The following is a 15,485-nucleotide window of genomic DNA, read 5'->3' on the forward strand; positions in this document are numbered from 1 at the left end:
ACGCGCCCACTCCAACTATGCGTATTCTTGTGACAGGCGGCGCCGGCTTTATTGGCTCCGCGCTTATCCGGCATTTGCTTCAAAGCAGCGACCACCACATCCTGAATCTCGATGTGTTGAGCTATGCCGGCAATCTGGAATCACTTGCACAAGTGCAGGGGCATCCAAACTACACGTTTCATCAAACCAATATTTGCGACGCTGCGCAGATAGCCACGCATCTACAGCAATTCAAGCCGGATATCATCATACACCTAGCTGCAGAGTCACATGTTGACCGCTCTATCGACGGACCTGCCCAGTTCATTCAAACCAATATCGTGGGCACCTACACCTTGCTTGAGCAAAGTCGCCAGTATTGGGAAGGACTGAGCACGCGAGACAAGCCGCATTTTCGCTTTCATCACGTTTCCACGGACGAGGTCTATGGTGATCTGGGCAAAACGGATGCACTCTTTACCGAGACGACCGCCTATAACCCCAGTTCCCCTTATTCGGCCAGCAAAGCCAGCTCCGACCATCTGGTGCGGGCCTGGCATCGCAGCTATGGTCTGCCGGTCGTCATCAGCAACTGTTCCAACAACTATGGCCCCTATCAATTTCCGGAAAAACTGATTCCCCATATGGTGCTCAGTGCCCTTAAAGGCCAAGCCTTACCGGTGTATGGGCAAGGAGACCAAGTACGCGACTGGCTGTACGTCGAGGACCATGTGCGTGCCCTGATCGCCGTGGCCACACGGGGAAAGATAGGTCAGACTTATAACATCGGGGGAAACCAGGAACGGAGAAATCTGGAGGTAGTACAGGCGATCTGCTCCATTCTTGAGGAGCTTTGCCCTCGCAAACCGGCAGGCCTGGCCCTTTATTCAGACCTGATTACGTTTGTCGAGGATCGACCCGGTCACGATCAGCGCTATGCCATTGATGCCAGTAAAATAAGGCGGGAGCTTGGTTGGCAGGCTCAAGAAAGCATAGAGACGGGCCTGCGCAAAACCGTACGCTGGTATCTTGAAAACACGTCCTGGTGGGAACGCATCCTAAGCGGCGCCTACCGTCTGGACCGTCTGGGAAAACAGGTGTGAAAGGAATTGTTTTGGCGGGGGGCTCAGGTACACGCCTGCATCCGATTACGATGGGTGTGTCCAAGCACTTACTGCCTGTCTACGACAAGCCGATGATCTACTATCCCTTATCCGTACTCATGCTTGCGGAAATACGGGAGATTCTGATTATCTGCACCCCAGAAGATCGGCCTAATTTCCAGAGCCTGCTAGGTGATGGCTCCCGCTTTGGCATAACACTTTCCTACGCCGAGCAGGCCTCACCAGACGGTCTGGCTCAGGCCTTTCTGATCGGAGCGGACTTTATCGGCAAGGAGTCCGTCTGCCTGATTCTGGGCGACAATATTTTCTACGGCTATGGCTTTAGCCAAATGCTGCGCACCGCCCGCAGCCGCGCTGAAGGCGCCACCATTTTCGGCTATCCCGTCAACAATCCGGAAAGCTTTGGCGTTGTAGAAATAGATGCAGAAGGCAAAGCCCTGTCGATTGAAGAAAAGCCGATGGTGCCCAAATCTCACCTTGCCGTTACCGGCCTGTATTTTTACGATAATCGGGTCGTGGACCTAGCCCGCCAAGTCACCCCATCGGCTCGCGGCGAGCTGGAAATTACCGACATCAACAACGCCTATCTCCGTTTGAATGCGCTACATGTCTCCATACTCGGGCGTGGCTTTGCGTGGCTGGACTCAGGCACTCACGAAAGTTTGATGGAGGCGGGTTCGTTTATTCGTACCATTGAACACCGTCAAGGCCTGAAAGTGGCTTGTCTGGAAGAAATTGCTTTCAATCAGGGCTGGTTACCCAGATCCGCTCTGCAGGCCCAGGCCCAGGCCTTGGAAAAAACAGGCTACGGGCAATATCTGGCCCGCTTGCTGCACCCATGATATGCACATTCATACCACCTCTTTACCCGGCGTTCTGATTATTGAGCCGCGCGTCTTTCACGACGAACGAGGCTATTTCAAGGAAAGCTTTAATGCGGCTCGCTATCAAACGCTGGCCGGCATAGACAGTGTCTTTGTACAGGACAATCAGTCCTGCTCCAGGGCCTGCGTTCTACGAGGACTGCATTTTCAAAGGACCAGGCCTCAAGGCAAGCTGATTGGCGTTACGCGCGGTGCCATATTTGATGTCGTCGTTGATATAGACCCCCACTCCAGCACATTCGGACACCATCTTGGCGTAGAACTCAGCCAGGACAATCACAAACAGCTGTGGGTCCCGCCTGGCTATGCGCACGGTTATTGTGTGCTCAGTGCCGAGGCGGATGTCAGCTATAAATGTACGGACTACTATCGACCCGACGATGAAGGTGGGCTGGCCTGGGACTGCCCACGGTTAGGCATCGACTGGCCCATTCCGAACCCCATCCTGTCTGCCAAAGACAAAATGCACCCGGGATTGGAGCAATTTCTGCGGCCATGACCAGGATTTTGATCAGCGGTGGGCACGGCCAACTCGGTCAAGCACTCACCCAGCAAGCCACCCACTTGCACCTCATATCTTTGGGGCATCAGGAACTCGACGTCACGCAACGCGCCTGTCTTGAACGCGCCCTGGATCGCCACCAGGCAGATATCGTGATCAACGCTGCCGCCTACACCGCGGTAGACAACGCTGAAACCGATGTCGAACGGGCATACCGAGTCAACGCGATCGCTCCGGGCTTGATGGCGTCGGTCTGTGCCGAGCGCGGTATTCAGATGCTGCACCTTTCCACCGATTATGTTTTTGATGGTCTGGCCGCTCAGCCATATGCGGAAGACGCGCCGACCAACCCTATCAGTGTCTATGGACATAGCAAACGAGAAGGGGAACAAGCCGTTCTGCGCGCCCTGCCCTCGGCCCTCATTTTGCGTACCAGCCGGGTGTTCAGCCCATTTGGGAACAACTTTCTGACTCGTCTGTTGACGCTTGCTCAGGAACGCTCGGAATTGAGCCTCGTAGATGATCAAACAAGCGGTCCGACCTATGCCCCCCATCTGGCGCGGATCGTCTTGCAGCTGGCAGAAAGGCTGCTTGCATCAAGTTCAGACACAGGCTCGTTACCGCTTACAGGCATTGTCCATTTCTCTGGCCTTCCCTGCATCAGCTGGTACGGTTTCGCCCAGGAAATCATTGGACAAGCGGTCAAGCTGGGCTTGCTGGGCACCGCGCCGACACTCACCCCCATCCCGGCCAGCCACTACCCGACACCTGCCCGACGACCTGCCCAATCAGGACTGCAGCAAGACCGTGTAGACGCCCTGCTAGGCAAGGACACTATAGAAAGAGACTGGCGCAAGGGAATTGAACACAGCCTTTTGTTTCTGCAAAAAACCCGCTAACCCGGGCATGAAACACCCTGTCTGAGCAACTCAAACCCGGCAGACAACAAGACCAAGCCTAGGCTTGTACGCCAGATTCGAATTTGAAGCCCCCATCTCTTCTCACCCAGCGGGGCAATCAGCATCATTGTCAGTGTGATCGCTGCTGCCCCTCTGAGCCCCCTCCAGACGCAAAAAAGCCACCCCTGGGGGTGGCTTTTTCTCGGACACTGCCGATGTCTGGATCAGTGCTTGCGCACGTCACGCAAACGACGTGCTGCGGCTGCCTGAGCGGCCAGCATGGCCAGCTCGGCTTCCACAACAGCGATATCGGCCTTGTCCTTGGTGTTGCGCAGGGCCTCTTCCGCATGTTTGCGGGCTTCCAGCGCCTTTGCTTCATCCAAGTCGTGTGCGCGAATCGCGGTATCCGACAATACAGTGACTTTCCCAGGCTGAACCTCGAGTATGCCGCCAGCGACAAAGATGTGCTCTTCGCTGCCATCGTCCATAACGATCTTCAGCGTGCCGGGACGAATCCGCGAGATCAGGGGAGTGTGACCGGGCAAAATACCCAATTCTCCAGCCTCGCCGGGCAGCGCCACGAACTTTGCCTCACCAGCAAAGATCGATTCTTCGGCACTGACCACGTCAACATGAAGCTTAGCCATGAGCAATCCTTATTACTGAATAGTCTTGGCTTTTTCGAAAGCCTCGTCGATGGAACCGACCATGTAGAACGCCTGTTCTGGCAGAGCATCACACTCGCCGTCGACGATCATCTTGAAGCCACGCAGGGTTTCAGCCAGTGGAACGTACTTACCAGGCGAACCGGTAAACACTTCAGCCACGTGGAAAGGCTGAGACAGGAAGCGCTGGATCTTACGGGCGCGGGCAACGGCCTGTTTGTCTTCAGGAGACAATTCGTCCATACCCAGAATGGCGATAATATCGCGCAGTTCCTTGTAGCGCTGCAGCGTTTGCTGAACACCGCGAGCCACTGCGTAGTGCTCTTCACCCACGATTTGTGGATCAAGCTGACGGCTGGTGGAGTCCAGAGGGTCCACAGCGGGGTAAATACCCAGAGCAGCAATGTCACGCGACAACACAACGGTGGAGTCCAAGTGCAAGAAGGTCGTAGCAGGCGATGGGTCAGTCAAGTCATCGGCTGGAACGTAAACGGCCTGAATGGACGTAATCGAACCGGTCTTGGTGGAGGTAATGCGCTCTTGCAGCTTACCCATTTCCTCGGCCAGCGTAGGCTGGTAACCCACTGCGGAAGGCATACGACCCAGCAGAGCGGACACTTCGGTACCGGCCAGCGTGTAGCGGTAGATGTTGTCCACAAAGAACAGGATGTCACGGCCTTCGTCACGGAACTTCTCGGCCATGGTCAGGCCGGACAGTGCCACACGCAGACGGTTGCCTGGAGGTTCGTTCATCTGACCGAACACCATGGCCACTTTGGACTCGCTCAGGTTGTCCATCTGGATAACGCCAGCATCGGCCATTTCGTGGTAGAAGTCGTTACCTTCACGGGTACGCTCACCCACACCGGCAAACACGGACAGACCGCTGTGTGCCTTGGCGATGTTGTTGATCAGCTCCAGCATGTTCACGGTCTTGCCCACACCGGCACCACCGAACAGACCAACCTTACCACCCTTGGCAAACGGGCAAACCAGGTCAATCACCTTAATACCGGTTTCCAGCAGCTCTACGGAAGGCGACAGTTCGTCGAAAGTAGGTGCAGGCTGGTGAATGGCGCGGCGCTCGTCGGACTGGATAGGACCGACTTCGTCAATGGGGCGACCCAGAACGTCCATAATGCGACCCAGGGTGCCAACACCCACGGGAACGGAGATGGGAGCGCCCGAACCGGCCACTTCCATACCGCGGCGCAGGCCGTCGCTGGAACCCATGGCGATGGTGCGAACTACACCGTCACCCAATTGTTGCTGTACTTCAAAAGTCAGGCCTTTTTCTGCGAAAGCCGAACTTTCGTCAACGAGCGTCAATGCTTCGTAGACTTTAGGGATGCTGTCGCGGGGGAACTGAATATCCACCACGGCGCCGATGCACTGAACGATGGTACCGTTGCTCATGTTGAGTCCTTGCAATATAACTTTGATGGTGTGCCTTGCCGTGATTACACAGCGGCGGCACCCCCCACGATTTCAGAGATTTCTTTCGTAATCGCTGCCTGGCGAGTCTTGTTATAGACCAGCTGAAGATCGGCAATAACGGTCTTGGCGTTGTCCGAAGCGGCTTTCATCGCCACCATACGAGCAGACTGCTCGGAGGCCATGTTCTCGGCAACGGCCTGATACACCAGACCCTCTACGTAACGCAGCAACAAGTCATCAATAACCGACTTGGCATCGGGTTCGTAGATGTAATCCCAACCGTATTCGGAAGAGTTGACGCTTTCTTGAGCGACTACCTGATCACCAGCCTGGAAAGGATCTTTCAGACCGGAAGGCAGAGGCAACAAGCGAATAAATGTTGGGTCCTGCTTCATCGTATTGACAAAGCGGCTGGTCGCCAGATAAACAGCATCAATGCGGCCTTCCACGAAGTCGTCGATCTGCACCTTGATAGCGCCAATCAGACGTTCCAGGTTAGGCGCATCGCCCAAACCCACTTCCTGAGAAACCAGATTGGCACCCACACGCGCCAATGTTCCCGCGGCTTTACCACCCAGAGCCGTCGTCTGAACTTTAATACCTTTGTCTTCAAACTCGCGAACACGCGCAAGTACCAGACGCAGAATATTGGTGTTCAGGCCGCCACACAGACCTTTGTCCGTGCTGACAACCACGATACCTACCGATTTGACTTCGGCGGGCTCAACCATGTAGGGGTGAGTGTAGTCGGGGTGCGCCTGCATCAGATGCGAAGCAATCTCGCGCACCTTATCTGCATAGGGACGGCCAGCACGCATCCGCTCTTGCGCCTTGCGCATCTTGGATGCCGCCACCATCTCCATGGCTTTGGTGATCTTGGACGTGTTTTGCACGCTCTTGATCTTAGTACGAATTTCCTTGATTCCGGCCATCACACTTTCCTGTAAGGGCATTATCGGGAGCCCGACTAGGTTGTCGACTCCCGCTAATCATGACGCCGGGGTTTCCGGCGCCTGCCAACAATGATTAGAAAGCGCCGTGCTTTTTGAAGTCCTGGATGGCTGTAACCAACTCAGCCTCGTCTTCTTTAACCAGTTCCTTCTTGCTTTCGATACGCTCAACCAGAGCAGCGAACTTGCTGCGCAGGTGATCTTTCAGGCCTTTTTCGAAAGGCAGAACCTGAGCGACTTCCAGATCGTCGAAGTAACCGTTGTTCACAGCGTACAGGCTCACGGCCAGTTCCCACACCGCCAGAGGCTGGTACTGGGGCTGCTTGAGCAGTTCGACCACGCGCTTACCACGCTCCAGCTGGCGACGGGTTGCGTCGTCCAGGTCGGAAGCAAACTGAGCAAACGCAGCCAATTCACGGTACTGAGCCAAGTCGGTACGAATACCGCCGGACAGTTTCTTGATGACCTTGGTTTGAGCAGCGCCACCCACACGGGACACCGAAATACCGGCGTTAATAGCGGGACGTACACCAGCGTTGAACAGGTCGGACTCCAGGAAGATCTGACCGTCAGTAATCGAAATCACGTTGGTTGGAACGAAAGCGGAAACGTCACCGGCTTGCGTTTCAATGATGGGCAGTGCGGTCAGAGAACCGGTCTTGCCTTTCACTTCACCGTTGGTGAATTTTTCCACGTACTCAGCGTTCACACGAGCAGCACGCTCGAGCAGACGGGAGTGCAGGTAGAACACGTCGCCAGGGTAGGCTTCACGGCCTGGTGGGCGACGCAGCAACAGGGATACTTGACGGTAGGCCCAAGCTTGCTTGGTCAAGTCGTCATAAATGATCAGGGCGTCTTCGCCACGATCACGGAAGTATTCGCCCATGGTGCAACCGGAGTAAGGAGCCAGGTATTGCATGGCGGCGGACTCGGAAGCCGAGGCGGCCACAACAATCGTGTACTCCAGAGCACCGTGCTCTTCGAGCTTGCGCACCACGTTGTTGATCGTGGAGGCTTTTTGGCCCACGGCAACGTAGATACATTTAACGCCATTGCCCTTTTGAGCAATGATGGTGTCCACAGCCACGGCAGTTTTACCGGTCTGACGGTCACCAATGATCAGTTCGCGCTGACCACGGCCGATTGGCACCATGGAGTCCACGGCTTTGGTGCCGGTCTGCATGGGCTGGGAGACGGACTCACGGGCAATAACGCCAGGAGCCACTTTCTCGATGACGTCAGTCATCTTGGCGTTGATCGGGCCCTTGCCGTCGATAGGCATACCCAGGGTATCAACCACACGACCCAGCAGTTCGGGGCCAACAGGTACTTCCAGAATGCGGCCAGTTGTTTTAACTGCGTCGCCTTCGGAAACACCGGTGTATTCACCCAGAATCACGGCGCCGACAGAGTCGCGCTCGAGGTTAAGGGCCAGACCGAACGTGTTGTTCGGAAATTCGAGCATTTCGCCCTGCATCACATCGGACAAACCGTGGATGCGCGTAATACCGTCGGTCACGGATACGACCGTGCCTTGTGTACGAACGTCAGTCGACGCACCCAGGCCTTCGATGCGGCTCTTGAGCAGTTCGCTGATCTCGGACGGATTAAGTTGCATGTTCAGACTCCTGAAATCCTGTTTACTGACTCGCGCTATGCGGTCAGCGTATCGCGCATGCTGGCCAGCCGGGCCTGCACGGAAGTGTCGAGCACCTGGTCACCAACAATTACCCGAATACCGCCGATAAGGTCAGCGTCGACGGTCACAGTCGGTTTTAGCTTCAGGCCAAACTTTTTCTCCAGCCCAGCGGTCAGCTCAGCAACCTGAGCCTCAGCCATCGGGAAAGCACTGATAATTTGTGCCTGCGCCGTGCCTTCGAGTTGGTGTTTCAATAGATCAAACTGTTCTGCAATCTGTGGCAGCAGCAAGATGCGCTGGTTATCCACCAACAATTGAAGAAAGTTGCGAGCCTTTTCGGTGACCTGTGACTTAACCAGGCCCGTAAAGAGTTCGAGTCGCTGCCCGTTATTCAGGCGCGGATCGTTCAGTGCCTCGCGCACATCGTGGAGACCGGCCACCTGAGCCATTTCGGACAACAGGGCCGACCACGATTCGAGGCCCTGGCTGTCGTCGCGTACCGCGGCGAACAGGGCTTCGGCGTAAGGTCTGGCAATAGTCGATAGTTCAGCCATGGCCTGCCTTGATGTTAAAGTTCTGCCTTGAGCTGCTCGAGCAGCTGGGCGTGCGCATTCGCGTCAACTTCGCGTCGCAAGATTTGCTCGGCACCCTTGACAGCCAAGGCAGCCACTTCGCTACGCAGACCTTCACGTACGCGTTGCACTTCCTGGTTAGCGTCTTGCTGGGCCTGCGCAATAATGCGGGCTTTTTCGGCTTCAGCTTCACGACGAGCTTGCTCCAAAAGAGCAGTCGCTTGTTTTTCAGCGTCGACAATACGTTGATGGTTGTCGGACTTGGCCGAGGCTTCCATCAGGCTGATACGCGCTTGGGCCTGTGCCAGATCGGCCTTGCCTTTGTCAGCAGCAGCCAAACCATCAGCGATTTTCTGACGACGATCATCGATTGCTTTCGTCAGTGGCGGCCATACGAATTTCATCGTAAACCAGGCCAAAACGAAAAACACGATCATCTGAAAAAAGAGAGTCGCGTTTAAATTCACGGTCGTATCCCTTCAATACCACGTGTGTAGGAGGCGCTAGCGTCCTGACACATGTATGTTCAAGTCGACAAGCGGTGCATGATCAAACCGAGCAACACACCGCTAACGACGACTGCCTGCCCGTCTGCCAGGAATGGCAACGGACTCGCCTTATTACCCAACAAATGGGTTGGCGAATGCAAACAACATGGCGATACCGACACCGATCAGGAAAGCAGCATCGATCAGACCGGCCAACAGGAACATCTTGGTTTGCAGAGCGTTCATCAGTTCAGGCTGACGAGCCGATGCTTCCAGATATTTACCACCCATCAGGGCGATACCAATGCAAGCGCCAAAAGCGCCCAGACCGATGATGATACCGCAAGCAAGAGCAACGAAAGCTACGTTGGTCATGACAACTCCTTGGTTAAAAATCAGGTGTAATTCAAAAAAATCAAAGCGTTAGCAGGCCAGGCCTGCTCCCCCCAACCAGACACCATTGCCCGGTCGGAATCGGATTAATGGCCTTCGTGTGCTTGTCCGATATAGACAAGGGTGAGCATCATGAAGATGAACGCCTGGAGCAACACAATCAGAATGTGGAAAATTGCCCACACAGAACCGGCCAGAATGTGACCGATACCCAGTCCCAGGCTGGCGCCATTAAACCCTGTCCATGCGCCACCCAGCAGAGCGATCAACATGAAAACCAGTTCACCGGCAAACATATTGCCGAACAACCGCATCCCCAAAGACACAGACTTGGCCGCGTATTCGATGCAGTTCAGCAAGAAGTTGAAAGGTGCAAGCACGACAGCCATCAGGCCGCTTGCGGTGAACGGTGCAGTAAACAGCTCTTTGACAAAACCGCCGGGGTGCTTGATCTTGATGCCGTAGTAGAACATCAGCAGCAGCACGCCCAGAGACATACCCATAGGCACGTTCAAGTCGGCGGTTGGCAAAATACGGTGGTAGTACAGCGGGTCGCCATGCTCGGAAGCCAGACCAGTCTGAATGAAAATCCAGCCCAGACCGTCAACGGGCAACAAGTCCAGCACGTTCATCATGACGATCCACAGGAATACCGTCAGCGCCAGAGGCGAGACGAACTTGCGGGACTCGGCATTGGGAACAATGGATTTGGCCTGGTCTTCAACCCAGTCAACCAGCATTTCAACAAAAGACTGCAAGCGGCCTGGCACACCAGCTGTAGCGGCCGAAGCAGCACGCCACATAAAGAAAACCACAACCAGACCCATCAGCAGGGACCAGAACATGGAGTCGTAGTTAATGACACCGAAGTTGGCCAGAACATCCTGTTTTTCACCCAAGTTGTTCAAGTGAACCAAGTGATGCTGGATGTACCCTGACTGAGGCGAAATATCACTAGCAGCAGCCATCTGTATTTACCCTGTGATGTATACGTTATGGGACAAGCCCGTGAAACAAAAATCCCTTATGGCAGCTTGCGAAAAAACAGCAGCAGCACATATCCCTTCAAGACACACAGCAGGCCAAACAGCAAGGCAGGCCAGACCAGCCAGCCTGTATTTGCCATGGCAGCAGTTGCCAGTGTCAATACCGCAAAACCAAGCTTGAAGGCCTCTCCCCAGAAAAAGGAGAGCGCTCCGGCGTTGCCGCCGCCCATCAAACCCAGCAAAAGACGCAATGCGAACAATGCGTTAGGCACAAAATAAGCAGCCGCACCAATCAGTGCTGAGGCTGCTGCAGATGCGCCGGAAATCCATGCCGACAGAACAATAGCCAACAGGCCCATAAAAGCCTGGGCAGCAAGTGTACGCACAATTCCTTGCCCTGCCCGGCGAGCCATACGGCTACGTTGCTCAGGCGTCAGTACAACGGGTTCAGGAATGGGCGACATATCTCCTGCTGGGTGCACCTTGGCTGGGGTGCCTGTTTGCTGATCAATCGGCTCGCTCATAGTAGGAAACAATCAGATAACGTTGTGTGGGTGGATGCACTGCAAAGGCTTCTAGCCAATCCATCCGCGCAATATTATCGGCCCCTTTTAAAAGCCGCTGTCGTCAAACCCATAAAGTATAGCGTCTTTTTTTTGTTGTAAGCAAATTCAGCCTTGCTTGTTTGATACTTAATGCAAGGCTGATATTCGCAATCTCAATGACATCAAGGGGTACGCTTATTTTGTAACATTGCAGTGCAGCAATTTTACAACACGTCCCTCCGTTTTACCGGTTCTTGAGAAATTTAGCGGTGCTTGAACTCAGGCTTGCGCTTCTCGACAAACGCACGCATGCCCTCTTTCTGATCGTCAGTGGCAAACAGGCCGTGGAAATTGCGACGCTCGAACAGCAAACCCTCTTCCAGCGAGGACTCGAAAGCACGGTTCACGCATTCCTTGGCCATCAGAACCGAAGGCAAAGACATGCTGGCAATAACGGTTGCGGCGTCCAGTGCCTCTTCCAGCAATTTGTCGGCCGGCACCACACGAGATACCAGACCCGAGCGCTCGGCCTCTTCGGCATTCATCATGCGAGCGGTCAGAATCAGATCCATGGCCTTGGCCTTGCCTACGGCGCGAGGCAAACGCTGTGTGCCACCAAAGCCGGGGATGACCCCCAGCTTGATCTCGGGCTGGCCAAACCGGGCCGAGTCGGCCGCAATAATGAAATCACACAACATGGCCAGCTCGCAGCCGCCGCCCAAGGCATAACCGGCTACGGCCGCAATGATAGGTTTGCGGAAACGGCGCAGCTCTTCCCAATGACCTCCCAGATAATCCTGAGAGCTGACATCGTGGTAATTCCAGTCTTTCATGGCGCCAATGTCAGCACCGGCCGCAAACGCTTTTTCATTACCGGTCAGCACGATACAACCGATTTCGTTGTCGGCATCGTATTTTTTCAACAGGGCATACAACTCGGCGATCAGCTCGTTATTGAGCGCATTCAAAGCCTTGGGCCGATTTAATGTCAATAAAGCAACACGACCATGCACCTCTGCTTTGACTAAGGGTTCGTTCATGCTGACTCCCAGAAAAATTAAATAGAATAGGGGAATGGAACCTACACCCGTACTTTACCGTGCCGAGCCGACCGATCTCGCCGGCCACCGCCTGACTGTCCAGATACAGATCACTTCCCCCCAAACAGATGGCCAGATCCTGAGCCTTCCGGCCTGGATTCCCGGCAGCTACCTGATCCGCGACTTCTCGCGTCAGATCGAAAGCATAGCCGCCTTCTCTGGCGACGAACCGGTTTCCATCCGCAAGCTGGACAATCACCGCTGGCAATGCGAACCCTGCCAAGGCCCCTTGAGTGTGCAGTACCAGGTCTACGCCTGGGACCTGTCCGTACGCGGCGCGCATATTGATCAGACCCATGCCTTCTTTAATGGCACCAGCGCCCTGCTGGCCGTTGAGGGTCAGACTGAACAGCCTTGTCTGCTGGAACTGGTAGCCAATGAGGACATGGAAGATTGGCAGGTCTACACCAGCCTGCCCGAAGCCATTGGCGTGCCGGGAGCCGCGCAACGCTATGGATTTGGCGTGTACCGTGCCAGCAATTATGACGAGCTGATCGATCACCCCATTGAAATGGGCACCCCCCAGGTCATCAGTTTCTTTGCACACGGCGCAGAGCATGAACTGGTCTTTACCGGCCGCATCCCCAATCTGGATTTGCCGCGTATCGCCCGTGATGTCGAAAAAATCTGTGCCGAACAGATCGCCTTCTTCGAACCAGACACCCGACGCGCCCCCTTTCTGGATTGCAGCTCGCGCTATGTATTCATGACCATGGTGACCGAGGACGGGTACGGTGGCCTGGAACACCGCGCCTCGACTGCTCTAGTCGCCTCGCGCAGCGATCTGCCCACCCAAGGCCAGGACAAGTCGGTAAAAAGCCCCGGCTACCAGACTTTTCTGGGACTGGTCAGCCATGAGTATTTTCATACCTGGAATGTCAAACGCATCAAACCTGCAGCCTTTGCGCCCTATGACCTGAGCCGCGAGAACCACACCCGTCTGCTGTGGGTCTTTGAAGGTTTCACCTCGTACTACGATGATCTGATGCTGTTGCGCTCGGGCGTGTTGAGCGAGGCAGACTACCTGAAACTGCTGGCCAAAAACATCAATGCCGTTGTGCGCGCCCCTGGACGCTTCAAGCAGTCCGCCGCGCAAAGCTCGTTTGATGCCTGGACGCGCTATTACAAACAGGATGAAAACTCCCCTAATGCGCTGGTCAGCTATTACAGCAAGGGCGCCCTGATCGCACTGGGCCTGGATTTGCGCATTCGCAGCCATACCCAGCAAACCAAGAGCCTGGACGATGTCATGCTGTTGATGTGGGCACGTTATGGCCGTGACTTCTACCAGGGCAAGCCACACGGCATCCCCGAAGACGCCATGCCCGCCCTGATTCTGGAAGCCACCGGTTACGACGCCACAGACTTTATCGCCCGCTACGTGGAAGGCTGCGAGGACCTGCCCCTCAAGCCATGGCTGGCCGAGCAAGGCTTGAAGCTGGAATGGCAGGCCGCTTCCAAGTTGCCCAACCTGGGCGCCCGTGTGCGTCAAAGCGCAGGGCAATGCCAGCTCGCTACCGTCTTTACAGAGGGTGCAGCGCATCAAGCCGGACTATCTGCGGGGGATACTCTGGTGGCCATTGACGGCTTGCGTGTCAGCGACACTGCCAGTCTGGAACGTCTGCTTGCAGCGTATGAGCCCGGTCAGACCGTTCAGATCCACGCCTTCCGCCGCGATGAACTACACTGCTTCACACTGCAACTGGCGCGCCCTGCTTTGGACGAGTGCGTCCTGAGCCGCCCCTCCTGACCTCTTTTCTGGGCCTGCCGCTCACGGCGGGCCTGATACTTTGCCTTTGCCATGACCACACGCCGTATTTTCATCAACAATCTGGTGGTGCAAGCCTCGATTGGCATGCTCGAGCACGAGCTGGTTCACCGCCAGCCGCTGCATATTGACGCCGAGTTCGACACCACCATCACCCAAGACGTCCAGGACCACGATATTGGCACGGTGCTGGATTACCGGCAGTTGCGCCAGGCGCTGATCGAGGTCAGCACCCTGGAGCACACGAACCTGCTGGAAACGCTGATCGAACGGCTGGCAGAGCGCATCCAAAATGAATTCCCAAGCGTGGAACGCGTTAAAATCCGCGCCAGCAAGCCCGAGGCCTTTGCCGACTGCGATGCCGTGGGCATTGAAATCGAGCGTAGCCGCTAAGCCCCTGCCCTTGCCCCGCCTCTTGCCGGGGCCACGATGACCTCTCTTTCGCTTTCCCTTATGTCCCAAGACACCAGCCCCCTGCCTTCTTCCGAAACCGACATCCCCGTGTTTGCCAGCAAGGCTGAACGCAAACAGCGCGTCAATGACAACAAGTTGAGCAAACGCATCATGCGTGAAGTGGGCCGCGCCATCGGTGATTTCAACATGATCGAAGAAGGCGACAAGGTCATGGTCTGCCTGTCCGGCGGCAAGGATTCCTACGGCCTGCTGGACGTACTGATGACCCTGCAAAAACGCGCGCCCATCAAGTTCGACATCGTGGCCGTGAACCTGGACCAGAAGCAGCCTGGCTTTCCTGACCACATCCTGCCCGAGTACCTGGAAAAACTGGGCGTGCCCTATCACATCGAAACCCAGGACACGTACTCGGTAGTGACGCGCGTGATTGCCGAAGGCAAAACCATGTGTTCGCTGTGCTCACGCCTGCGTCGCGGCATTTTGTACCGCGTTGCCAAGGAGCTGGGCGCCACCAAGATTGCCCTGGGACACCACCGCGATGACATCCTGGCCACCTTCTTTCTGAATCTGTTTTATGGCGGTCGCATGAAAGGCATGCCGCCCAAGCTGATGTCGGATAACGGCGAGCACATCGTGATCCGACCACTGGCCTATGTGCCCGAAAAGGATTTGATCGCCTACGCCAAGCTCAAAGAGTTCCCCATCATCCCCTGTAATCTGTGCGGCTCACAAGAGAACCTGAAACGACAGGAAATCAACCGCATGATTGCGGACTGGGACAAGAAATTCCCACACCGATCCTGGAACGTGTTTGGCGCCTTGACCCGTGTAGTGCCATCCCACCTGATGGACCCCAAGCTGCATAACTTTGCGGACTTGAAGGTGACTGGCCAGGCTGACCCGGAGGGCGATAAAGGCTTTGATCAGGATTATTTTGACGATCATCTGCCAGAGAGTCTGCTGGCCGCTGGATTTGAAGAGGATGCCGACGACGCCGCACCTACCGTACGTCAGGATGCCTTCACCCCTGCCAAGCCCGCAGCATCCGGTGAGCAACAGATTGTGTTCATGAGCAAAAGGCGCTCCGGACAGTAACGCGAGTGGTCGGCGCTCCCAAACCGGCAGCCTTCTGGGCGATCA

General features: G+C 55.5%; 17 protein-coding genes. 7 read left to right on the forward strand and 10 right to left on the reverse strand.

The window, feature by feature from the left end; translation table 11 throughout:
* Nucleotides 1-17: 17 nt before the first annotated feature.
* From rfbB to rfbD, 4 genes are read left to right on the forward strand one after another with little or no spacing between them, the layout of a single operon-like run.
* Complete coding sequence (rfbB, locus tag FE795_RS15330) at nt 18-1,082, forward strand: dTDP-glucose 4,6-dehydratase (RefSeq protein ID WP_219235217.1); 1,065 nt, start codon at nt 18-20, stop codon at nt 1,080-1,082.
* A 50-nt stretch (nt 1,083-1,132) separates the two neighbouring features.
* On the forward strand, nt 1,133-1,945 hold the full coding sequence (gene rfbA / locus FE795_RS15335) for a glucose-1-phosphate thymidylyltransferase RfbA (protein WP_230406339.1): 813 nt from the start codon (nt 1,133-1,135) through the stop codon (nt 1,943-1,945).
* 1 nt (nt 1,946) lies between these two features.
* On the forward strand, nt 1,947-2,486 hold the full coding sequence (gene rfbC, locus FE795_RS15340; RefSeq protein ID WP_219235219.1) for a dTDP-4-dehydrorhamnose 3,5-epimerase: 540 nt from the start codon (nt 1,947-1,949) through the stop codon (nt 2,484-2,486).
* Nucleotides 2,483-3,388: a dTDP-4-dehydrorhamnose reductase gene (rfbD, locus tag FE795_RS15345; protein WP_219235221.1), complete on the forward strand. Its 906-nt coding sequence runs from the start codon at nt 2,483-2,485 to the stop codon at nt 3,386-3,388. Before rfbC ends, rfbD begins: the two co-directional genes overlap by 4 nt.
* 224 nt (nt 3,389-3,612) lie before the next feature.
* On the opposite strand, the gene FE795_RS15350 is transcribed toward rfbD, so the two are convergent.
* The 10 genes from FE795_RS15350 to FE795_RS15395 form a co-directional block, all read right to left on the reverse strand.
* Nucleotides 3,613-4,035 carry a F0F1 ATP synthase subunit epsilon gene (locus FE795_RS15350; RefSeq protein WP_003805014.1) on the reverse strand — a complete coding sequence of 141 codons (423 nt, stop codon included), beginning with the start codon at nt 4,033-4,035 and terminating at the stop codon, nt 3,613-3,615.
* Nucleotides 4,036-4,047: 12 nt separating this feature from the next.
* Nucleotides 4,048-5,469, reverse strand: coding sequence for a F0F1 ATP synthase subunit beta (atpD, locus tag FE795_RS15355; protein WP_003805012.1), 1,422 nt, complete (start codon nt 5,467-5,469; stop codon nt 4,048-4,050).
* Between the two features lie 44 nt (nt 5,470-5,513).
* On the reverse strand, nt 5,514-6,422 hold the full coding sequence (gene atpG, locus FE795_RS15360) for a F0F1 ATP synthase subunit gamma (protein ID WP_003805009.1): 909 nt from the start codon (nt 6,420-6,422) through the stop codon (nt 5,514-5,516).
* 94 nt (nt 6,423-6,516) lie between these two features.
* Nucleotides 6,517-8,058: a F0F1 ATP synthase subunit alpha gene (gene atpA, locus FE795_RS15365; protein ID WP_003805007.1), complete on the reverse strand. Its 1,542-nt coding sequence runs from the start codon at nt 8,056-8,058 to the stop codon at nt 6,517-6,519.
* Nucleotides 8,059-8,093: 35 nt separating this feature from the next.
* Entirely contained in the window at nt 8,094-8,633 is a 540-nt protein-coding gene (locus FE795_RS15370) for a F0F1 ATP synthase subunit delta (protein ID WP_003805005.1), read from the reverse strand.
* Between the two features lie 14 nt (nt 8,634-8,647).
* Complete coding sequence (locus FE795_RS15375; RefSeq protein WP_003805003.1) at nt 8,648-9,118, reverse strand: F0F1 ATP synthase subunit B; 471 nt, start codon at nt 9,116-9,118, stop codon at nt 8,648-8,650.
* 153 nt (nt 9,119-9,271) lie between these two features.
* Nucleotides 9,272-9,514 carry a F0F1 ATP synthase subunit C gene (atpE, locus tag FE795_RS15380; protein ID WP_003805001.1) on the reverse strand — a complete coding sequence of 81 codons (243 nt, stop codon included), beginning with the start codon at nt 9,512-9,514 and terminating at the stop codon, nt 9,272-9,274.
* 104 nt (nt 9,515-9,618) lie between these two features.
* The gene (gene atpB, locus FE795_RS15385) at nt 9,619-10,500 is read right to left on the reverse strand and encodes a F0F1 ATP synthase subunit A (protein ID WP_003804999.1); all 882 of its coding nucleotides are present in this window, start codon (nt 10,498-10,500) and stop codon (nt 9,619-9,621) included.
* Between the two features lie 56 nt (nt 10,501-10,556).
* Nucleotides 10,557-10,982, reverse strand: a complete 426-nt coding sequence (locus FE795_RS15390) for an ATP synthase subunit I (RefSeq protein WP_003804997.1) — start codon at nt 10,980-10,982, stop codon at nt 10,557-10,559.
* A 344-nt stretch (nt 10,983-11,326) separates the two neighbouring features.
* The gene (locus FE795_RS15395) at nt 11,327-12,103 is read right to left on the reverse strand and encodes an enoyl-CoA hydratase (protein ID WP_003804995.1); all 777 of its coding nucleotides are present in this window, start codon (nt 12,101-12,103) and stop codon (nt 11,327-11,329) included.
* Between the two features lie 34 nt (nt 12,104-12,137).
* On the opposite strand from FE795_RS15395, the gene FE795_RS15400 reads away from it, so the two are divergent.
* From FE795_RS15400 to ttcA, 3 genes are read left to right on the forward strand one after another with little or no spacing between them, the layout of a single operon-like run.
* Entirely contained in the window at nt 12,138-13,913 is a 1,776-nt protein-coding gene (locus FE795_RS15400) for a M61 family metallopeptidase (RefSeq protein ID WP_219235223.1), read from the forward strand.
* A gap of 51 nt (nt 13,914-13,964) precedes the next feature.
* The gene (gene folB / locus FE795_RS15405; protein WP_003804991.1) at nt 13,965-14,324 is read left to right on the forward strand and encodes a dihydroneopterin aldolase; all 360 of its coding nucleotides are present in this window, start codon (nt 13,965-13,967) and stop codon (nt 14,322-14,324) included.
* A 60-nt stretch (nt 14,325-14,384) separates the two neighbouring features.
* Nucleotides 14,385-15,440 (forward strand): tRNA 2-thiocytidine(32) synthetase TtcA, encoded by a 1,056-nt coding sequence (gene ttcA / locus FE795_RS15410; RefSeq protein WP_003804989.1) that lies wholly within the window; start codon nt 14,385-14,387, stop codon nt 15,438-15,440.
* The last annotated feature ends 45 nt before the right edge of the window (nt 15,441-15,485 follow it).

Source organism: Alcaligenes ammonioxydans (assembly GCF_019343455.1).
Classification (GTDB): domain Bacteria; phylum Pseudomonadota; class Gammaproteobacteria; order Burkholderiales; family Burkholderiaceae_B; genus Alcaligenes; species Alcaligenes ammonioxydans.